The following is a 20188-nucleotide window of genomic DNA, read 5'->3' as shown; positions in this document are numbered from 1 at the left end:
CGAGGGGACCGTCAGATAACACAGCTTTACATAATGTGCATTATCGAATGGCGCTCGTTCACCGTCTACGCGCCCATACGGCGCAGCCAGTCCTGCGTGAGTGATCGCAGCAGCGCGGGTTGTTCGTACGGCAGGTAGTGCCCCGCCGCGTCGATCACGGTGAAGGTGCCGCGTGGATAGCGGCGCATGGCGCGGAACTGGTCGGCGTACCCGACGATCCTGTCCTGTCGGCCGGTGATCACCGTGACCGGGCCGTCGAAGACGACGTCGGCGTTTTCGTCGGGCAACGCGTAGTCGGGCCCGGTCTGCAGCTTCTCCTGGAAGGTCGCGTCACCGGGACCGCCGGCGTTCAGTGCCGCGAGCACCGTCGCGACGACAGTTGACGTGCGATTGCCCAGGGCGGCGTCGAGGTGGGCGTGCAGGGCTGCGGGAGCTTCGTCGAGCCAGCCCTCGGGCGCTTCGGACGGCGGGTCGTCGGGCAGGTCCCGGCTGTCGCGGGCGATGGTGACGCCCGGGCAGACGAGGAGCAGGCCGCGGACGAGTTCGGGTCGTCGGCGGGCGATGCCGGTGGCCAGGTACGCGCCGTAGGAGCCGCCGGCGAGCAGGACCGGCGCGTCGACGTGGTGGTCGAGCCACCCGCACACGGTGTCCAGCACCGCCTGGGACGTTGGTGGGCAGTCCGTGGGGCTGTCGCCGTGGCCGGGTAGGTCCAGGTATGTCTCTCGCAGGCCCGCGCCCGCGAGGGCTGGGCCGAACGCGGCAGCCGTGGCGGTGCGGGTCATGCCGAACGTCGGCAGGCACACCACCTCTGGTGCTGTGCCCGGTGACTGGTCGACTGCCAGGTTCATTGTCGGGCTCTCCCCTGCTGGCCGGTGCGGTCCATCCTGTACTCCTCGTCAGGGGTTCGGTTGCCCGCCGCGAATGTGGCTGAGGGTGGTCTCGGCGCTGGCGTACCTGCCTCCCTGGGGCGCGCGGGAGTCGATGGGGTCGTCGGCGCCGACGACGTGGGCAGCGTGGTCTTCCGCGTTGTCGACTGGCGTGTAGCCGAGTTGGATGCCGGCGTCGAGATCCCAGAACCGGCGGGTGTTGGCGGAGACGGCGTAGGCGGTTGCGAAGGAGACGTCGGGTGCGGTGATGGCCGCTCGGATGAACCCGAGGCAGTCGCGTGGGCTGAGCCAGGTGGCGAGATATCGGGCGTCGTCTGGTCTGTCCTCGAAGCTGCCGATGCGCAGGCACACCACGGACAGGGCGAACTTGTCCGCGTACAGGCGGGCGAGAGCCTCGACTGCCACCTTGCTGACCCCGTAGAAGCCGTCCGGTCGGACCGGATCTTCGGGGTTGACGGTCTTTCCGACGGGGTGGAAGCCGGTGACCCGGTTGCTGCTGGCGAGGACGACCCTGTCGACCTGTTGCCGGCGGGCCGCCTCGAAGACGTGGAACGTGCCCAGCACGTTGGCGTCCAGCAGGTCGGCGAGTGGGGCCTCGTCCGGCAGCCCGGCGAGGTGGATCACCACGTCAGCGCCCTCGAACGCCGAGATCAGGGCGTCGAGGTCGGTGAGGTCCAGGCCGATGACCTGCTCCACCGGCGACTGCGCGGTCAGTGGGTCGCGATCGATGAGGACGAGGTGGCGGGTCTCGTCGCGGAGGGCGTGGCGGAGTGTGCTGCCGATGCGGCCGGCGGCGCCCGTGATGACCACGGTCCCGAATGGTGGACTCATGTCGGCAGTCTCTCCTCCCCTACCGACAGGTCTTCGCAGGCATTATGATGATCGAACTTCGTCGATCACGGTGGGGCGTTGCCCACATCACACCTGAGCTGCGAACCTTCCTAGGGTAAGCGCCGTCGCTGTCGCCGACCTCACGTGCGCCCCTCGCAGGGGAATTCTCGCGCTGGGCCGCGCCGTTGTCCGTTCGGAAGATCAGAATTACATGATCGAATGGAAGTGCCATGCGCATGCGTTCAGACGCGGTCGTGCTGTTCGGCGTCACGGGAGACCTCGTTTCGAAGAAGCTGTTCCCGGCGCTGTACGAGTTGACCCGGCGCGACCGTCTGGACGTCCCGGTGATCGGGGTGGCCCGCTCCCCCTGGGATGATCAACAGCTCATCACGATGGCCCGCAAGTCGGTCGCTGAGGCCAACGACGAGGTCGACGACGAGACTTTCGACCGGCTGGCGGGCAACCTTTCGATGATCTCCGGCAACTACGCGGACCCGGTCACCTATCAGCGGTTGGCGGAGCGTCTGCGGGGTGCGGAGCGACCGGTCTTCTACCTGGCGATTCCTCCGGCGGTGTTCGGTGCCGTCGTCGACGGTCTCGCGGCGGTCGGTCTGGCTGACCGGGGCCGGGTGATCGTGGAGAAGCCGTTTGGGCGTGACGTGGAGTCCTCCCGCGAGCTGGACCGCACGCTGCGGGCGACCTTCGACCCGGAGCGGGTGTTCCGCATCGACCACTATCTCGGTAAGGAAGCCGTCGAGGGCCTCTACGCCTTCCGGTTCGCCAACCGGCTGTTCGAGCCGTTGTGGAACAGCGAGCACATCGACAACGTTCAGGTCACTCTCGCCGAGGGTTTCGGCACGCAGGGTCGGGCCGGTTTCTACGACACCGTCGGCGCCACTCGTGACGTGTTGCAGAACCACATTCTGCAGGTTGTCGCGCTGGTGGCGATGGAGGCGCCCGCGGCTGACGACGCGGCCGCGTTCCGTGAGGCGGAGGTCGCGGTGCTGCGGCAGATCGAGGCGCTGTCGCCGCAGTCCACGGTGCGGGGTCAGTACGCCGGGTACCGCGACGAGCCGGGTGTGGCTGCGGACTCGAACACGGAGACGTTCGTGGCCACCCGGTTGACGATCGACTCCCCCCGCTGGGCGGGTGTGCCGTTCTACCTGCGTGCCGGTAAGTCCCTTGCGGGGACGGCGACGGAGGTCGTGGTCGAGTTCAAGCAGCCGCAGCGGTCGCTCATCCCTGCCGAGCGGGGCACGGTGACGGCCGCGAACCTGTTGCGGTTCCGCCTCGGGCGTGGTGACGGCATCACGATGTCGATCCAGGCGAAGAGCCCGGGCGCCGAGGTGGCGAGCCGTGCGGTGGATTTGTCGGTCGACTTCGGCATGGCGCTGGGTCGCCGTCAGGAGGCGTACGAGCGGTTGCTCGACGACGCGATGGATGGGCAGCATCTGCGCTTCGCGCGTGAGGAGACGATCGAGCAGGAGTGGCGCATCGTCGAGCCGATCCTGGATCTGCCGGCGGCGGTGCAGTCGTACGAGAAGGGCAGTTGGGGTCCGGCGGACGCCGACGCGTTGGCTGGCGGCTGGCACACCCCGGATCTGCGCTGATCGTCAGGTCCGTGCGGTCGCTGACTGACCGCTCAGCTCACCGGGATGACCGTCCGGCGACGGTGAGGTTTGCGGTGTGCGTGTGGTGTGGGCACGTTGTGCGGGACGTCCTTCGTCCTCCTCGGAGAGGAAGCACCGCATGCTTTCCGCACTCGATCGTCGGCACACCGTCGCGCCGCCCGGTTACAGCAGGTGGCTCATTCCCCCGGCGGCGTTGGCCATCCACCTTTGCATCGGCCAGGTCTACGCGACCAGCGTCTACAAGAACTCGCTGATCGCCCACTTCGACGCCAGTCAGACGGCGATCGGGGTGATTTTCAGTATCGCGATCGTGATGCTCGGGTTGTCCGCGGCCGTGGCCGGGACCTGGGTGGAGGCGAACGGCCCGCGTAAGGCGATGTTCGTCTCGGCCTGTTTCTGGGCGGCGGGCTTCCTGGTGGGTTCGCTGGGCATTGCCACGAAGCAACTGTGGTTGCTGTATCTGGGCTACGGGTTGCTCGGCGGCATTGGTCTGGGCATCGGTTACATCTCCCCTGTCTCCACGTTGATCAAGTGGTTCCCGGATCGGCCGGGTCTGGCCACCGGGTTGGCCATCATGGGGTTTGGTGGTGGGGCGATGGTCGCCTCTCCCCTGTCCCGGCAGTTGTTGTCGTTCTTCGACGCCGGTTACGACCCGTCCAACGCGGGGTCGACGGCGTCGGGCAGCGCCCTGGTGTGGTTGTTCGTGACGCTCGGCCTGGGTTACTTCGTGATCATGATGTTCGGGGTGGCGAACGTGCGGGTGCCCGCGGAGGGCTGGCGCCCGGCCGGCTTCGACCCGGCGAGCGTCGCGGCGAAACCGCTGGTCACCACGGCGAACGTGTCGGCGGCGAACGCGGTGAAGACCCGCTCGTTCTGGCTGCTGTGGGTGGTGTTGTTCTGCAACGTCACGGCGGGCATCGGCATCCTGGAGCAGGCCAGCCCGATGATCCAGGACTTCTTCCGGGACAACGGCACCTCGGCGGTGAGCGTCGCCGCGGCCGGCGGGTTCGTGGGTCTGCTGTCGCTGTTCAACATGGCGGGCCGGTTCGTGTGGTCGTCGACGTCGGACGTCATCGGCCGCAAGCCGATCTACATGGTCTACCTGGGTGTCGGGATGGTGCTGTACGCGCTGCTGGCTCTCGTGGGGCAGACCGCGACGGCGCTGTTCGTGTTGTTGGCGTGCGTGATCCTGTCGTTCTACGGCGGCGGGTTCGCGACAGTGCCGGCGTACCTGCGGGATCTGTTCGGCACGTTCCAGGTCGGTGCGATCCACGGCCGGTTGTTGACCGCCTGGTCGGCGGCGGGGATCGCGGGTCCGCTGATCGTCAACGGGTTCCTCGACGCGCAGGGTGAGCCGGGTTCGTTGACGGCGGCGGCGTACCGGCCGGCGCTGTTCACGATGGTGGGGGTGCTGGCTGTGGGCTTCGTGGCGAACCTGTTGGTGCGGCCGGTGCCGCAGCGCTACCACGAGCCGTCGGCGGATCGGGACGTTGACGAGGACAAGACGGCGCAGAGGAGTGGTACGCGATGAGCGACGACAGCCGATCCGGGCAGCAGGCCCGGTTGTGGATTTCGTGGTTGGTGGTGGCGGCGCTGCTGGGCTACGGGGTGACGCAGACGGTCATCACCGCGGCGAAGTTGTTCACCCAGTGACCCGGGTCCGGCGGTCTCTGACTGGTGTGACGCGAGGTCAGAGGCCGCCGGAGACCCGCAGGACCGTGCCGGTGGCGTACGAGGCGTCGGGGCTGAGCAGCCAGGCGATGGCGGCGGCGATCTCGTCGGGTTCGCCGGCGCGGCCCAGCGGGATGCGACCGACGGCGGTGTCGGCGCGGTCGGGTACGCCGGAGTCGGCGTGGATGTCGGTGCGCACGATGCCGGGTGCGACGGCGTTGACCCGGATGCCCTTCGGGGCGAGTTCCTTGGCCAGGCCGACGGTGAGGGTGTCGGTGGCGGCCTTCACGGCGGCGTAGTGCACGTATTCGCCGGGGCTGCCGAGGGTCGCGGCGGCCGACGAGACGTTGACGATCGCGCCGCCGTCGGTGAGGCGGCGGGCGGCCTGCTGGGCGCAGAGGACGTAGCCGACGAGGTTGACGTCGACGACGCGGCGCAGGTCGTCGACGCGCAACTCGGTGAAGGGCCCGATCGGGCTGGTGACCCCTGCGTTGTTGACCAGGCCGGTGAGCGGGCCGAGGTGGGCTGCTGCGTCGAACAGCTCGGCGACCTGATCGGGGTCGGTGGTGTCGGCGCGTACCGCGATGGCCTGTGCCCCGGCGGCGCGCAGGTCGGCCAGGACGGCGGTGGCGGCGGCTTCGTCACGGCGGTAGCACAGGGCGACGTGGTGACCGGCGTTGGCGAGGCGGCGGGCGGTGGCCGCGCCGATGCCGCGACCACCGCCGGTGATGACGGTGACGGGTGCCACGGTGCCTCCCCAGGGTGCTGACGGCTGCGCAGGTGTCGTGCCGACGCTACCGTGACCGGCGCGGGTCGGTCGTCGAGAGGAGAGTCACATGCGGCGGGCTTTGGTGCTCGGTGGTGGCGGGGTGACCGGGGTGGCCTGGGAGTTGGGGCTGCTGGCGGGTCTGGTCGAACGGGGCGTGCCGGTCACGGAGGCGGACCTGGTGGTGGGGACGTCGGCGGGTTCGGTGGTCGGCGCGCTGGTGTGCTCCGAGCTTCCGGTGCAGCGGTTCTACGAGGAGCAGTTGGCGCCGCCGTCGAGTGAGGTGGCGGCGCGGTTGGGCTTCGCGACGCTGGCGCGGCTGGTGTGGGCGGGTGGTCGTACCCGCGACGCGGCGCGCTCCCGGGCCCGGATCGGGGCGATGGCGTTGGCGGCGCGTACCCCGTCGGAGGCGTCGCGACGCGCGGTGATCGAGGCCCGCCTGCCGGAGCGGGAGTGGCCGCGGCGGCGGCTGCTGGTCACGGCGGTGGACGCGTCGTCCGGTGAGTTCGTGGTGTTCGACCGGGACAGCGAGGTGTCCCTGGTGGACGCGGTGGGTGCGAGTTGCGCGGTGCCCGGGGTGTGGCCGCCGGTGACGATCGGCGCGCGCCGGTTCGTCGACGGTGGGATGCGCTCGACGGTGAACGCGGACCTCGCGGCCGGCGCGGAGCGGGTCCTGGTGCTCGCGCCGACGTCGGCGGCGATCGGGCCGATGCCGCGGCTGTCGGCGCAGGTCGACGGGTTGCGGGCGGCCGGGTCGCGGGTGTCGGTGCTGACGCCGGACGCGGCGGCGCGCACGGCGATCGGCCGCAACGTGCTGGACCCGGCCCGGCGGGCCGGCGCGGCGCGGGCCGGGCGGGCCCAGGCCGCCGCGGTGCTGGACGAGGTGGCGGCGCTCTGGGCTTGATCGCTTACGCTCACCGCCTGTCCGGTCTGACGATGGAGGTGCGCGGTGGCGAGTGTGGGTGTCGGCGACGTGGTCGAGGATTTCGAGCTGCCAGATGAGACGGGCACGCCGCGGCGGCTGTCGGAGTTCCTGGCGGCGGGGCCGGTGGTGCTGTTCTTCTACCCGGGGGCGATGACCCGTGGGTGCACGGCGGAGAGCTGCCACTTCCGGGACCTCGCGGCGGAGTTCACGGCGTTGGGCGCGTCCCGGGTGGGCATCAGCCGCGACCCGGTGGCGAAGCAGGCGGAGTTCTCCAAGCTCAACGGGTTCGACTATCCGCTGCTCTCGGATGAGGACGGGACTGTGGCGCAGCAGCTCGGGGTGAAGCGACGGCTGCCGTTGGGGCCGTTGAGCACGAAGCGGATGACGTTCGTCATCGGCGCCGACAGTCGGGTCATCGAGGTGATCCACAGCGAGGTCAGCATGAACGACCACGCGGACCGGGCGCTGCGGGCGTTGGGCGGCTGAGTGGGCGCGAGCCCTGTGCGGCGGGTGTCGCAGCCGGCTGGTATCAAGACAGCAATCAAACAGGTGTACGGAAGAGGGTTGTGATGGATGCCGGCCAGGGTTTGTCCACTAGCGAGGTGCAGAGCATCCGGGAGGCGTTGGCTGCCGGGCGTAAGCCGCGGGTGGTGTTCACCGCGTCGGCGGGGCAGATCGCCGGTCAGGTCGGTCAGGTGATCGAGCTGACCGACCCTGAGGTGTCCGACGAGTTCGTGGTGGTGCGTTTCGGCCGCGACGAGTTGCCGTTCTCCCCCGCGGACCTGGCCGTGGCGCCCAAGGGTGTGACGCGGCGGGTGGTGGAGCCGAAACCGGAGCCGGAGCCGCAGGAGTCGCCGGTGGCGGCGCCGGAGTTCGTGTTGGACACGCCGCGGGTGCCCGCGCAGCGACAGGAGGAGCCGAAGGTGGAGCAGACGGAGAAGCCGCCGGCGCGGCGGGCGGTCAAGGCCGTCAAGCCGAAGGGTCCCGCGGGTCTCACGGTGACGCTGGCGTACGCCGACGGTGAGTGGACCGTCGCCGCGCAGCAGGGCAGCAAGGCTCTGGCGAAGCCGTACGTGGTGAAGCCGGCGGAGGCGTTGAAGATGGTGGGCCTGGTCGACGTGCCGGGTGTGCAGGAGGCGGTGGAGCAGATCCTCGGCACCGAACGGGCCGAGGCGGAGCAGCAGGCGGACAAGCTGCGCGCCGAGCTGGCCGAGATCGAGGCCCGGTTGGCGGAGTTGCGCGAGGCCCGCTGAGGCGGGTCACTGTCGGCTGTGGTGCGCCAGCAGCCGGGTGAGCAGGCGGGTCAGCTGGTCGCGTTCGGTGGCGGACAGCGGGGCGAGCAGGTCACGTTGGACGCGGTCGAGGGTGTCGCCCAGCCGGCGGGCCTCGTCGGCGCCGACGTCGGTGATGCTGATGACGTTGCGGCGGCGATCGGCCGGGTCGGGGGCGCGCACGACGAGCCCTCGGCCGGCCAGGTCGTTGATGGCCGCGACGACGTCGCTGCGGTCGATGGCGCAGCGGCGGCCGAGGTCGGCCTGACTGGCCGGGCCGTCCTCGGCGAGCGCGGTGAGCAGCCGGTAGTGGTAGCCGCGGAGGTCGTGGGCGGCGAAGCCCTCGCTGAGCAGGCGGGCGGCATGGCCGGCGGTCTGGTTGAGCAGCCAGGTCGGGGTGCTGCGGAGTCCGGCGGGTGACTGCGGGGCCACGGGATCCATGGGCGCAGGCTACCAGTAATCGTTGGCACCACCCACGATCGGGTGTTACGTTGGCGGCTCCAACGTTGGCTGTGCCAACGCTTCGAAGGAGGTTCCCATGTCCACCGTCCCCACCCTCAACGGCCAGGTCATCGGCCAGGCCCACTACGCCACCCGGGCCCTGCTCAAACGGGCCATCGGTCCCCTCGGCGTCACGTTCGACCAGGTGGTCGCGCTGCACGCCCTCGCCCAGGGCCCCGTCGAACGCGCACACCTCACGCACCGGGTCAGCAGCACACGCAAGATCGACGAGTCGGCCGTGCACCAGGTGGTCGCCCAACTTATCGATGCCGGCCTCGCACAGGTCGACAGCCCGTCCCCCGCGAGTGGAGGCGACGAGCCGCGGGTGGCGCTCACCGACACGGGTCGCGCCACCCAGCGCAGCGTCGTCGCCGCCGTCGCCGACCTCAGTGCCCGGCTGTACGCGGACATCCCCGCCGACGAGGCCGCCACGGCGGCGCGGGTGCTCACCCTCGTCACCGAACGCGCGAACGCCGAGCTGGCGGCGGTCCCCGCCTGACCGAGCGAACGCCGAACTGGCGGCGACCCGGCCTGACCGGACGCCGCCACCAGGCAACCGTAGCTGGACTCCTTTTCTGGTGCAGTTGCGCAACTCGCGTTCTATCGGCCTCCTCCTCCGAACGGTCCCTGACTGGCGTGGCCATCGCCAGGTCAGGGCCCTCGACTCCTGCCACTGGCGGTAGGAGCCGCGTCGACGCGGACCGATACCTCGTACCACCGGATGTGAGGTACAGGTGGCTGTAGTGCCGCCGGCGTCACTCGCGAGCGCCAATCGCGTTGACCGGCTGCGACCGCATGGCGATTCGAGTGGAGGTCATGATGGCGGCCGAGCCGAGCAGCGCGGTGACCGCGACGATTCCCACGTAGACGAGCGGTGGGATAGACGGAATCAGCGTCCTGGTCAGTCCAATGCTTGTGCCGATCAATGACGGGATCGCGCCCAGGGTACCGATGAGCACGGCTGCGACGACGATGATCCGCGTCTCGCTGCGCATCATCGCGAACACCTGGCGGCGGGTGGCGCCGACCAGTTGGAGTAGGGCGAATTCGCGGAAGCGCGAGGCGGTAGCGATCACCTGGGTGTTTACCACGGCGATCGCGAGGTAACCGAGCAGGACCGCGTTGAGAATGAGGCCGACCGCCGACTCACCAGCGGCCGCGGCGCTCTGCGCGGCGATGAACGACTCGCGGTTGTTGACCCGGACGGTCGGGAGGTGTTGGACGGCGGAGCGCAATGCGTCGCCGAGTGCCGCAGCGTCGGTTCCCGTGGCCGCCGTGACCAGCACCGCGAGGTCCAGGCGGTCGGTGTTGTGCTCTAGGACGAGGTCGTGCGGCAGCGTGACGTCACCGAGGCCGAGTCCTCTCTCGTAGAGCGCCACCACCGTGGGTTTGATCGGTGTGCCGTCACCGAGGCGAAGGTCGATGCTGTCGCCGAGAGCGACGCCGAGGGTGCCCGCCGCGATCCGGCTCAACGCCACCGTGTTGCCCCGCACATCCGCGACATCGCCCTCGAGAACGGCGAGATCCATGGTCTCGGCGAGCTGATCACTGGTGACCCCCTGCGACGAGTAGGTCCTGAATTGGGGGCCGTCGCTCGAGCCGAAGGTCGCCAGCGTCCGTGTACGCACGACCGGGGTCACCGCCGAGACGCCAGGCACGTCCCGGAGCATGTCCGCGACCTCGGGCGACACGCCGGCGGACGTGGATGTGACGACGTAGTCCGCGCGCAGTCCGTCTGCGGCCTGATCCTGCGCGGCCGAGCTCGCGGTCGTCCCGCTGAAGAGCTGCCCGGCGGCCAGGATGATGCCCATGATCAAAGGAGTGGTCGCCGCGGCAAGCCGCCGCGAGTTGGCGTGCGCGTTCGCTATCGCAAGGAACCCGCTGACGCCCGACCCGCGGCGTAACCAGGGGCCCAGCACGGTGACGGCACCGCCGAGCAACCGCGGCCCCAGCAGCGCGACGGCGAAGAGGAGCAGGAACGCAGAGAAGGCCGCACTTTCAGCGGCCCCTTCACCGGGTAGCACCCATGGCAGCACGACCGCCATGGCGAGACCGGCGGGGACCAGCAGCAAGCCGACGGTCAACCGAAGCCACCCGAGTTCGGGCGGCTCCACCACGGCCTCGCCAAGCGCGTCCACCGGCCTGAGCCTGGCCGCGCGCCGCGCGGCTATCCAGCCGCCCAAACGGGCGCCGACCAGGCACAGCACCATCGCCGGGAGTACCGGCAGCGGGCTGATCCACAGTTCAAAGTCGTCTGGTACCGCGCCGACCAGGATGAAGGTTTCGCGGAGGAGGAAGCTGAGGCCGATGCCGGGAATCACGCCCAGCACTGCTCCGAGCGTGCCCACCACCATGGTCTCTGCGGCGATCATCCCGAGCACCTGCTTCGGGGTCGCGCCGATCGCCCTCAGCAGCGCCAGCTCCCGCAGCCGTTGCCGAACGGACAGGGCGAGTGTGCTCGCCACAACGATCATGATCACCAAAATCATGCTGCCGCCGAACGCCAGGGACAGCTCGCTGATGAACGAACGCGTGGTGCCGATGTCGAGGAACTCGGCCTCGCTTCGGTCGCTGCCGGTGTAGACGACCGCATCGGGAACTGCCGACTTGATGGCGCTTGCCAATTCGTCGGCACTGACTCCGGGTGCGGCCAGCACGCCAATCGCGTCCACCCGGTCCGGTTGGCCGGTCAGCTCTCGGGCCCGATCATCGGTGAAGAACAGTGCGGACTGCCGGGCGAGTCGGCCTCCAGGCAGACCCGCGATGCCTGTCACCCGGTACATCGACGTGTTCGAGCCGACCGCGAGTCGCACCGACGCGCCGACGGTAACGCCGGCCCGCTCGGCCAGCGCGGAGTCCAGCACCACATCGTCCGGCCCGGCCGGTGCCCGGCCGGTGCTCGTGGTGAACGGGCCGAGCGCGACCGACTGCCAACCATGCCCGAGCGCGGGGGTGCCGTCCGGCCCGGCGAGCACCTCGGCGTCCGTCGTCACGAGGCTGACCGGGACATTGACGTCGGCGATCGCCGATCGGACGCCAGGCACTCGCGCGATGTCGCCGACCCGGGCGGCCGGCAGGGTGGCTCGCTCGCCGAACCTGGGATCTACGTCGTCGGCCACCGGCATTGCCTGCGAGGCGCCCACCACCAGGTCGGCAGCCTGGTAGCGCTCGGTTGGCACGCCCGAGCGCTCGCTGCTCTCCAGCAGGATCCCGCAGGCCGTGATCACCGCCGAGCCGAACAGCACCGCGACGAATGCCGCGACGAACCCGCCCTTCCGCCCCTTGACTGTCTTCCAGGCCAGCGCCAGCATGCGCTTCGACATCACGCGGCGACTCACTGCTCCCCCAGGTGAGTCATCCGCTCGGCGATCTGCTCGATGGACGGTCGGGTCATCTCGCCGGCCAACCGGCCGTCGGCGAGAAACACCACGGTGTCGGCCTGCGCGGCCGCGACCGGATCGTGCGTCACCATCAGCACGGTCTGCCCCAGGTCGTCGACGATCTTCCTGAGCAGTGTCAGGACTTGGCGGCCGTTACGGCTGTCCAGCGCGCCCGTCGGCTCGTCGGCGCACACCAGATCGGGCCGGTTGATGAGAGCTCTCGCGATCGCCACCCGCTGTTGCTGGCCGCCGGAGAGCTGACTCGGGCGCCGGTCGTGATGCTCGGCGAGCCCGACCGCAGCGAGGACGCTCGCCAGTTGCTCGGCATCGACCGGCTTCTCGGCCAACCGGAGGGGCAACGTGACATTGTCCGCCACGGTCAGCGCACCGAGCAGGTTGTACGCCTGAAAGACGAACCCGATTCGGTCGCGGCGTAGCTCGGTCAACTCGGTCTCCGACCGGCCGGACAGATCCGTGTCACCCAGCACGACCCGGCCCGATGTCGGGCGGTCCAGACCCGCCGCGCAGTTCAGAAACGTGCTCTTGCCGGAGCCGGACGGGCCCATGACGGCGGTGAACGTACCGCGCGGGAATCCGGCTGTCACCCCGTCGAGAGCGCGTACCTCGTTCCTCCCCGACCCGTATACTTTTGACACCGAATCCAATTGCACCGCGCACGATGGTGTTCTGAATGTCGGCAGTGCACCCGGCCGTAGCGACTGGGTCGCGGTGGCCTCGACCAGCGCCCCGCGTCGTCTCGATGGGTTTCTGCTGTTGAACTTCATGGGTCCGACGCTAGATTCCGCGACCGTCGGATACCGATACCCCGTACCACCGGATGTGAGGTACAGGTGGCTGTAGTGCCGCCGGCGGCGGCCACCGGGCAGACTTGACGCGGTGTCGTGAACGCGGCCCCAAGGAGGGTACGCAGAAAGGGCATCCTGTGACGTCGGGTCGGCCGTGGGTGCAGGTGTGGCGTGGCGGGACCTACCTCCTGGGATCACTGGCCACCGGGATCGCCACGCTGCTCGCACTGCCGCTGCTGTGCCATCCGAGGCTCGCCCGGCGATGGGCGAATTGGCACCGTGACCGCGCCGGCCGACTGCTCGAGACGCCGTTGGCATCGCGCCCTGTTCTGCACCTGACGGGGCGCCGAGCATGGGCCGATCCGGCAACGCCCCGCGACCTGCTCTGGCTGCCGGTGAACGCCATCACCGGAGTGACGCTCGGCCTGCTCGCGCTGCTGTGCGTGGGTAACCTCCTGACCGCCGCACTCGCCACACCACTGTGGTGGGCGTTCGCGCCGGAGAATCGGCCACGGTTGTTCATCGATGTCCCGGTGACCAATTGGGCAACAGCCCTCACCCTCGGTGCACTGCAGATCCTCCTGCTCACCGCGTTGTCGTACCTGGCCTTCGCACCGATCGCTCGCGCACATGCCCGGATCTGCCTGGCAGTGCTGTCGCACTCGACGGCCGAACAGCTCGCCGACCGGGTCGCCGTGTTGACCCGCACCCGGGCAGACGTGCTCGACGCACACGGCGCAGAGCTGCGCCGGATCGAGCGCGACCTGCACGACGGCACCCAGGCGCGGCTGGTGGCCATCGCGATGCGGCTGGCCGTGGCCCGGCGAGCACTGTCCGACAACCCACGAAACGAGCAGTTCCTGGAAGAACTTCTTCGGGACGCACACGAAGGAACCGAGGAGGCGATGACCGAACTCCGCGACGTGATCCGAACCGTCTATCCGCCGATCCTCGCCGACCGCGGCCTCACCGGTGCACTGACCGCAGTGACGGCTCGCTGTGGCGTGCCAACCCGGCTGGACATCGACAACCTCGACACAGTACCGGCGGCCGTGGAGGCCGTCGTCTACTTCGCCGTCGCCGAGGCACTCACCAACGTCGCCAAGCACAGCCAAGCGACTACGGCCGGCGTACGGGTGAGCCGTAAGGCAGACCGGCTATCGGTGGTGATCACCGACAACGGCGCTGGCGGCGCCGACGATCGGCTGGGCACCGGCCTGGCCGGGATCCGTCGCCGTGTGCTCGCCTTCGACGGCACCGTCGACGTCGATAGTCCGGCCGGCGGGCCTACGACGATCACCATGGAGCTGCCATGCGGGTCGTAATCGCCGAAGACAATGTGCTGCTGGCCACCGGACTGGAACTGCTACTCAACAGCGTGGGGTTCGACATCGCCGCCATCGCGGGCGACGCGGCGGGCTTCCTCACCGCCGTGCGGGACCACCGGCCCGACGTCACCATCGTCGACGTCCGGCTACCGCCGTCATTTCGCGACGAGGGCATCCGAGCCGCCCTTCAGGCCCGCCGAGAGCACCCTGGCCTGCCGGTCCTGGTGCTGTCGCAGTACGTCGAGCAGCAGTACGCCGCGGAACTACTCGCCACCACCGGCGGCGGCGTCGGCTACCTCCTCAAGGATCGCGTCAGCCGGGTGGACGAGTTCGTCGACGCGCTGCGCCGAGTGGCCGCCGGTGGCACCGCCATGGACACTGAAGTCATCGCCCAACTCCTCGCCAACCGCAGCGACCCGATCGCCGTCCTCACTCCTCGCGAACGTGAGGTACTCGCACTGATGGCCCAGGGACACGACAACAACACCATCGCTGACCGGCTTGTCATCACCGACAACGCCGTGCACAAGCACATCGGCAACATCTTCAACAAGCTCGGGCTCGCCGTCACCGACAGCGGCCACCGCCGTGTCCTCGCCGTGCTCACCTACCTCAACGGCGCGGGCCAGATCGACGGCGACTGAGCACGCCGGTGACTCGCCGCCCGCCAGACACTCATCGTCAGAAGCCGACACCGCACCAGTGGGCGTCGGTCAGAAGTAGTCGAGCAACTGCGCCTGCCCGCCGGCGCCGAGGAGGTCGAGCGCGGCCGGGTCGACACCCGCACTGTGGTGCAGCAGCCCGGCCTGCGCGACCGAGCGGGCCCGCGCGGCGCCGGCGTAGAGCAGGGCGAAGCCGCGTACGTCCAACCGCAGATCGGCCTCGCCGCTGACCCGGGTCAGCTCGGCGTCGCCGTCGGCGACGGTCAGCCGCCAGGTGCCGGTGTTCCACTCGGCGAGGGTGTCGGTGAGGCCGAAGTCGACGACGCCCCGGGTGTGGGCGGGCCACCCCCGCGCGCTCACTGCGCGGGCGACGTCGACGGGTCGGTGCATCCACAGGTCCCGCTCGTGGTCGCGGGCCGACTCCAGTGGCAGGTGAGGGCTGACCGCGTCGCCGTCGAGGGGGCACAGCCGCAGCGTCGGCGCGACGCTGGCCCAACTGCCGAGCATCCCGACCAGTTCCCGGGCGGCCCCGGCGGTGACGGCCAGGGCCTCGTCGACGGTGAGCACCGAGTCGGCGCCGTAGCCCGATCCCCGCTGCCAGGTGGCGTAGCCGACCAGGTCGCCGTCGTCCTCGACGAGGGTGAGGCCGTCGCCGGGCAGGCCCCGGTCGGCGGCGAAGAAGTCGAACAGCTCACCCCGACGGGTCAGCATGCCGTTGCGGCACCGGGCGACCCGCTCGTACAGGTCGGCGACGGCGGGCAGGTCGGCCACCGCGCCGGCCCGCACGGTCAGGTCCGGGGAGGGCCGGTGCCGGGGCAGCGCGGCGGTGGCCAGATCGACGGTACGCAGCACACCGACGGCCTCCCACCCGCAGGCCCGGTAGGGGGCGGCGACGGTCGGGTAGAGCGCGCTGACCGCCGCCCCCCGCTCGTGGGCCCCCCGCAGCAGACCGGTGAGCATGGCACGGCCCACGCCCCGACCCCGGGCCTCGGGGGCGACCGCCACACCGGCGACGTCGGCGGCCGGCACCGCCCGGCCCGACCACCACTGGTCGTGGTGCAGGTCGACGGCCTTGCCGACGAGCCGACCGCTGTCGTCGAACGCGCCGTAGCGGCTCATGCCGGGCACCGCGATGGTGGTGCTGGCGGCTCGTTCCGAGGTGGCGCCGAACGCGACCCGTCCCAGCTCCCAGGCGGCGTCGAGGTCGTCGGTGGTGAGTTCACGAACGTGCACAGGCTCGGGCATCGGCACACCCTAGCGGGGGGCGACTCCCGACGACTGCCGATTTCCCGCCAGGTGCGGTTGCCGGCCCCCACCAATGTCCCACCCCACCCCGCCCCACCCCGTCCCACCCCGCGCCGATCATGGAGTTGTGGTGGGTGACAAAGTCGCCCTTGCTGCCTCAAGTTGGGCACCACAACTCCATGATCGACGGGGCCGGGCCCGTGCCGCCGGTCAGTGCTGCGGGATGTTGGCCACGCCGATGCGCTTGCGGAACACCCAGTAGGTCCAGCCCTGGTAGGCCAGCACGATCGGAGTGAAGATCACCGCCACCCAGGTCATGATCTTCAGGGTGTACGGGGTGGAGGCGGCGTTGGTGGCCGTCAGCGTGCCGGCCGCGTCCAGCGTGGACGGCAGCACGTTCGGGAACAACGCCGCGAACAGGGTCGCCACGGCCAGGCCGATCGCCACGGCGGTGCCGGCGAACGCCCAGCCCTCCCGGCGTACCCGGGCGGCGGCCAGACCACCGAGCAGGGCGAGGGCCGCGCCGACGGCGAGCACGACGGCCGCCGCGCTGGAGCGGATGCTCAGCGTCCAGGTCAGGAACCCGACCGCGAGCAGGGCGGCGCCGACGCCCAGGCGCACCGCGAGCGCGCCCGCGCGCTCGCGGATGTCACCGGTGGTCTTCAGCGCCAGGAACACCGCGCCGTGGGTGAGGAACAACGCCAGGGTGGTCGCGCCACCGAGCAGGGCGTACGGGTTGAGCAGGTCCACCAGGCCACCGACGTACTCGTGGTCGGCGTCCAGCGGCACCCCGCGCAGGATGTTGGCGAAGGCGACGCCCCACAGGATCGCCGGCAGCAGCGAGCCGACCACGATCGCGGTGTCCCAGCGGCGCTTCCAGGACGCCTCCGGGCGCTTGTGCCGGTATTCGAAGGCGACCCCCCGGGCGATCAGGGCCAGCAGGATCAGCAGCAGCGGCAGATAGAAGCCGGAGAACAGGGTGGCGTACCACTCGGGGAACGCGGCGAACATGGCACCACCGGCGGTGATCAGCCACACCTCGTTGCCGTCCCAGACCGGGCCGATGGTGTTGATCAGGACGCGGCGCTCACGGTCGTCGCGGCCCAGGACGGGCAGCAGCATGCCGACGCCGAAGTCGAAGCCCTCCAGGATGAAGTACCCGGTGAACAGCACGGCGACGAGGAGAAACCAGATGGTGGTCAGTTCCACGATGGGCTCCGGGATCAGTAGGCGAAGGCGAGCGGGCGCTCGGCGTCGTCGTGGGTGTCGTCGATGGGGTGCTCTTCGCTGACGTCGGGCACGCCGGCCTTGGCGTAGCGCAGCAGCAGCTTCACCTCGATCACGGCGAGCGTGGCGTAGATGAGCGTGAAGGCGGTGAACGAGGTGAGCACCTCGGCCAACGAGACGCTGCGGGACACCCCGTTGCGGGTGAGCATCTCGCCGAACACGATCCACGGCTGGCGGCCCATCTCGGTGAAGATCCAGCCGAAGGAGTTGGCCAGCAGCGGCAGCACCGGCATGGCCAGCCCCGCGCGCAGCAGCCACTTGCTGCGCGGGGTGCGGCCCTTGCGCTGGCTCCAGAGCACCAGCAGGGCGATGGCCCCGGCGGCCATCCCGAAGGCGATCATGAAGCGGAAGCTCCAGTAGGTGACCGGGATGATCGGGGTGTAGCTGCCCGCGCCGTACTGGGTGGCGTACTGGGCCTGCAGGTCGTTGATGCCCTGCACGGTGCCGTTCGGGTCGCCGGTGCCCAGGTACGACAGCAGGTACGGGATCTTGAGGGCGAACACCTCGCGGCTGCCGTCGAGGCTGCCGATGGTGAGTACGGAGAACGAGGCGGGGCTCTCGGTGGTGTAGAGGCCCTCGGCGGCGGCCATCTTCATCGGCTGCACGTCCGTCATGATCTTGCCCTGGATGTCGCCGGTGAACAGCACGGCCGCGGAGGCGACCAGGACCACCCAGGAGCCGAACTTCGTGGCGAAGCGGTAGGCGCCGGTGTCGGCGGAGTCGCGGTTGCGGATCACGTGCCAGAGGCCGACCGCGACGACCAGCGACCCGGCGACCAGGAACGAGCCGGCCAGGGTGTGCGGGAAGGTGATCAGGGCGACCTTGTTGGTCAGCACGGCCGGGAAGTCGGTCAGCTCGGCGCGCCCGCTGTCGGGGTTGATGCGGTAGCCGACCGGGTTCTGCATGAACGAGTTCGCCGCGAGGATGAAGTACGCGGACAGGTTGGTGCCGATCGCGGCGGCCCAGATGCTGGCCAGGTGCGCCCGCTTGGGCAGCCGGTCCCAGCCGAAGATCCACAGGCCGATGAAGGTGGATTCGAGGAAGAACGCGACCAGCGCCTCGATGGCCAGGGGTGCGCCGAAGATGTCGCCGACGAAGCGGGAGTAGTCGCTCCAGTTCATGCCGAACTGGAACTCCTGCACGATGCCGGTGACCACGCCCATCGCGAAGTTGATCAGGAACAGCTTGCCGTAGAACTTGGTGAGTTTCAGGTAGCGCTCGTTGCCGGTGCGGTGCCACAACGTCTGCAGGATGGCCACCAGCACCGACAGGCCGATGGTCAGTGGCACGAAGAGAAAGTGGTAGACGGTGGTGACACCGAATTGCCACCGGGCGACGTCCAACGCGTCCACCTGAAACCCCCAGCTGCTGTTCGTACTACGAGACGTAGTAAATACTACTGCTCGTCGTAGACGATTGGGCAGGGCCGGGCGGCCCGAACCGGCCCGGGACCAATGACCCTGATCACCCCGGACCACGGACCTGGGCAACCCGCCGACCCGACCTCGCGACCACACCGCTGCGTGCGACGATGTCGCGCTGATGGACACCGCGCACTCCCCCTGGCAACCGCCGCTGATCTGGCGCGGCGCCCTCCTGCTGACCCGGGCCCTGGTCGGCCTGCTGGCCCGCCTCGAGGTCACCGGCGACGTTCCGGCGCACCTGCGTCGTGGCCCGCTGGTGCTGGCCGCCAACCACATCAGCCCGTTCGACCCGGTCGTGATGGCCGCCGCCTGTCACACCCGGGGCATCGCCCCCCGGATCATGGCGACCGCCGGCCTGTTCCGCGCCCCGGTGCTCGGCGCCGCCATGCGCCACGCCGGGCACATCCGCGTCGACCGGGGCACCAGCGCCGTGCACCGGGCCCTCGACGATGCCGCCACCGCCGTCGCGCGCGGGTCGGTGATCCTCATCTACCCCGAGGGGCGCATCGGCCTGGACCCCGGCATGTGGCCCGAACGCGGCAAGACCGGCACGGCCCGACTCGCGCTGGCCTGCGGCGCCCCGGTCATACCGGTCGCCCAGTGGGGCGCCCACGAGGTGCTGCCCTACCGGGCGCCCCGGGGCATGCTGCGCGGCATCGCCCGCTCGCTGTGGCGCCGCCCGGTGATCCGGGTGCACTTCGGCGCGCCCGTCGACCTCGGCGAGTCGAGCGCCGCGAGCCCTGGCGCCGCCCGGCGGGCCACCGGTCGGATCATCGACGCGCTCACCGACACCCTCGCCCCGCTGCGGCCCGACGAACCCGACCTGCCCCGGCACGTCGACCCCGGTCGGCCCAGCGACCCGAGTCGCGCCCACCGCCGCAACGCGGGATGATCTTCTTTGCCGCACTCCCAGCTGGTGGATTATACAAATCTTCGATATTCGTCTAATGTGTCTAACGTGAGCAACATGGAGATGGACGTCGAAGACCCGAAGCGCGCTGCGGTCCTCGTGGCGGCGGTCGGGGTGTTCGGCCGCTACGGATTCCAGAAAACGTCGATGGAGGCCGTCGCCAAGGCGGCCGGCATTTCCCGACCGGGTCTGTACCTGACGTTCCCCAACAAGGAGCAGTTGTACCGCGCCACCATGCAGGGTGTCCTGGAGCGCGCCCAGCGGGCCATGGAGGTCCACCTCGCCGACCGCTCGCTGGGCTTCGACGAGGGAGTCGTGGCCGCGCTCGACGCGCTGATGGGCCCGTACATCGACACCCAGCTGGCCCGCGACCTCAACGAACTGCTGGAGAACAGCGAACCCCGGTTGGGCTCGATGTTCCACGACTACCAGGAGCGGGCCCGGGCGAAGTTGAGCGCCCACATCACCGCGCTCGCCCCACCCGGCCTGCTGCACGCCGACCTGACCGGACACGACGTGATGGATCTGCTCTTTTCCGCCGCCCTGACCTGGAAATCGACGTCGGCCACCAGGGACGACTTCCGCGACCGCATCCGGCGGAGCCTGCAGCTGATCCACCGACCCGCCGACTGACCCGCCGGGCACCGACCGTATCGCCTCACG

The 20188-nt window shown here is 69.9% G+C and carries 20 protein-coding genes; 11 read left to right on the top strand and 9 right to left on the bottom strand.

Features of this window, described 5'->3' with window-relative positions; translation table 11 throughout:
• Nucleotides 1-65: 65 nt before the first annotated feature.
• Together FBZ33_RS14490 and FBZ33_RS14485 are read right to left on the bottom strand one after the other, a co-directional pair.
• Entirely contained in the window at nucleotides 66-848 is a 783-nt protein-coding gene (locus tag FBZ33_RS14490) for an alpha/beta fold hydrolase (RefSeq protein WP_141909444.1), read from the bottom strand.
• A 48-nt stretch (nucleotides 849-896) separates the two neighbouring features.
• On the bottom strand, nucleotides 897-1718 hold the full coding sequence (locus FBZ33_RS14485; RefSeq protein ID WP_185755305.1) for an NAD(P)-dependent oxidoreductase: 822 nt from the start codon (nucleotides 1716-1718) through the stop codon (nucleotides 897-899).
• A gap of 230 nt (nucleotides 1719-1948) precedes the next feature.
• Here FBZ33_RS14485 and zwf point away from each other — a divergent pair, with 230 nt between their 5' ends.
• From zwf to FBZ33_RS33365, 3 genes are all read left to right on the top strand, one after another.
• A complete protein-coding gene (gene zwf, locus FBZ33_RS14480) occupies nucleotides 1949-3328 on the top strand; it encodes a glucose-6-phosphate dehydrogenase (protein ID WP_141909443.1) in 1380 nt (459 codons plus the stop codon).
• Between the two features lie 139 nt (nucleotides 3329-3467).
• Nucleotides 3468-4880, top strand: coding sequence for an OFA family MFS transporter (locus FBZ33_RS14475; protein WP_141909442.1), 1413 nt, complete (start codon nucleotides 3468-3470; stop codon nucleotides 4878-4880).
• The gene (locus FBZ33_RS33365; RefSeq protein ID WP_255508866.1) at nucleotides 4877-5002 is read left to right on the top strand and encodes a hypothetical protein; all 126 of its coding nucleotides are present in this window, start codon (nucleotides 4877-4879) and stop codon (nucleotides 5000-5002) included. Before FBZ33_RS14475 ends, FBZ33_RS33365 begins: the two co-directional genes overlap by 4 nt.
• 37 nt (nucleotides 5003-5039) lie before the next feature.
• Here the strand turns inward: FBZ33_RS33365 and FBZ33_RS14470 are convergent, their stop codons facing one another.
• Nucleotides 5040-5768 carry an SDR family NAD(P)-dependent oxidoreductase gene (locus FBZ33_RS14470; RefSeq protein ID WP_088948226.1) on the bottom strand — a complete coding sequence of 243 codons (729 nt, stop codon included), beginning with the start codon at nucleotides 5766-5768 and terminating at the stop codon, nucleotides 5040-5042.
• An 88-nt stretch (nucleotides 5769-5856) separates the two neighbouring features.
• On the opposite strand from FBZ33_RS14470, the gene FBZ33_RS14465 reads away from it, so the two are divergent.
• The 3 genes from FBZ33_RS14465 (at nucleotide 5857) to FBZ33_RS14455 (ending at nucleotide 7964) form a co-directional block, all read left to right on the top strand.
• Nucleotides 5857-6690, top strand: a complete 834-nt coding sequence (locus FBZ33_RS14465; RefSeq protein ID WP_099853597.1) for a patatin-like phospholipase family protein — start codon at nucleotides 5857-5859, stop codon at nucleotides 6688-6690.
• A gap of 45 nt (nucleotides 6691-6735) precedes the next feature.
• Nucleotides 6736-7197: a peroxiredoxin gene (locus tag FBZ33_RS14460; RefSeq protein ID WP_141909441.1), complete on the top strand. Its 462-nt coding sequence runs from the start codon at nucleotides 6736-6738 to the stop codon at nucleotides 7195-7197.
• 83 nt (nucleotides 7198-7280) lie between these two features.
• The gene (locus FBZ33_RS14455) at nucleotides 7281-7964 is read left to right on the top strand and encodes a hypothetical protein (RefSeq protein WP_141909440.1); all 684 of its coding nucleotides are present in this window, start codon (nucleotides 7281-7283) and stop codon (nucleotides 7962-7964) included.
• 6 nt (nucleotides 7965-7970) lie between these two features.
• Here FBZ33_RS14455 and FBZ33_RS14450 read toward each other — a convergent pair whose 3' ends face one another.
• Entirely contained in the window at nucleotides 7971-8423 is a 453-nt protein-coding gene (locus tag FBZ33_RS14450; protein ID WP_088948222.1) for a MarR family winged helix-turn-helix transcriptional regulator, read from the bottom strand.
• Nucleotides 8424-8520: 97 nt separating this feature from the next.
• Here FBZ33_RS14450 and FBZ33_RS14445 point away from each other — a divergent pair, with 97 nt between their 5' ends.
• Nucleotides 8521-8982, top strand: a complete 462-nt coding sequence (locus FBZ33_RS14445; protein WP_141909439.1) for a MarR family winged helix-turn-helix transcriptional regulator — start codon at nucleotides 8521-8523, stop codon at nucleotides 8980-8982.
• A gap of 256 nt (nucleotides 8983-9238) precedes the next feature.
• Here the strand turns inward: FBZ33_RS14445 and FBZ33_RS14440 are convergent, their stop codons facing one another.
• Nucleotides 9239-11806, bottom strand: a complete 2568-nt coding sequence (locus FBZ33_RS14440; RefSeq protein WP_141909438.1) for an ABC transporter permease — start codon at nucleotides 11804-11806, stop codon at nucleotides 9239-9241.
• A gap of 11 nt (nucleotides 11807-11817) precedes the next feature.
• On the bottom strand, nucleotides 11818-12648 hold the full coding sequence (locus FBZ33_RS14435) for an ABC transporter ATP-binding protein (RefSeq protein ID WP_141909437.1): 831 nt from the start codon (nucleotides 12646-12648) through the stop codon (nucleotides 11818-11820).
• 158 nt (nucleotides 12649-12806) lie between these two features.
• On the opposite strand from FBZ33_RS14435, the gene FBZ33_RS14430 reads away from it, so the two are divergent.
• A complete protein-coding gene (locus FBZ33_RS14430; RefSeq protein ID WP_141909436.1) occupies nucleotides 12807-13994 on the top strand; it encodes a sensor histidine kinase in 1188 nt (395 codons plus the stop codon).
• On the top strand, nucleotides 13982-14641 hold the full coding sequence (locus FBZ33_RS14425; RefSeq protein WP_141909435.1) for a response regulator transcription factor: 660 nt from the start codon (nucleotides 13982-13984) through the stop codon (nucleotides 14639-14641). Before FBZ33_RS14430 ends, FBZ33_RS14425 begins: the two co-directional genes overlap by 13 nt.
• Nucleotides 14642-14710: 69 nt before the next feature.
• On the opposite strand, the gene eis is transcribed toward FBZ33_RS14425, so the two are convergent.
• The 3 genes from eis to FBZ33_RS14410 form a co-directional block, all read right to left on the bottom strand.
• Entirely contained in the window at nucleotides 14711-15904 is a 1194-nt protein-coding gene (gene eis / locus FBZ33_RS14420) for an enhanced intracellular survival protein Eis (RefSeq protein ID WP_185755304.1), read from the bottom strand.
• 210 nt (nucleotides 15905-16114) lie between these two features.
• Nucleotides 16115-17113, bottom strand: a complete 999-nt coding sequence (gene cydB, locus FBZ33_RS14415) for a cytochrome d ubiquinol oxidase subunit II (protein WP_141909434.1) — start codon at nucleotides 17111-17113, stop codon at nucleotides 16115-16117.
• A 14-nt stretch (nucleotides 17114-17127) separates the two neighbouring features.
• Nucleotides 17128-18543 carry a cytochrome ubiquinol oxidase subunit I gene (locus FBZ33_RS14410; protein WP_141909433.1) on the bottom strand — a complete coding sequence of 472 codons (1416 nt, stop codon included), beginning with the start codon at nucleotides 18541-18543 and terminating at the stop codon, nucleotides 17128-17130.
• Between the two features lie 190 nt (nucleotides 18544-18733).
• Between FBZ33_RS14410 and FBZ33_RS14405 the strand changes: the two genes are divergently transcribed.
• A complete protein-coding gene (locus tag FBZ33_RS14405; protein WP_141909432.1) occupies nucleotides 18734-19507 on the top strand; it encodes a 1-acyl-sn-glycerol-3-phosphate acyltransferase in 774 nt (257 codons plus the stop codon).
• Nucleotides 19508-19582: 75 nt separating this feature from the next.
• On the top strand, nucleotides 19583-20158 hold the full coding sequence (locus tag FBZ33_RS14400; protein ID WP_255509125.1) for a TetR/AcrR family transcriptional regulator: 576 nt from the start codon (nucleotides 19583-19585) through the stop codon (nucleotides 20156-20158).
• Nucleotides 20159-20188 lie beyond the last annotated feature (30 nt).

The sequence above is a fragment of the Micromonospora sp. A202 genome (assembly GCF_006715105.1).
GTDB classification, from domain to species: Bacteria; Actinomycetota; Actinomycetes; order Mycobacteriales; family Micromonosporaceae; genus Micromonospora; species Micromonospora zamorensis.
The sequence above is the reverse complement of the archived record's forward strand: the minus strand, read 5'-3'. Positions and strand labels throughout refer to the sequence as shown.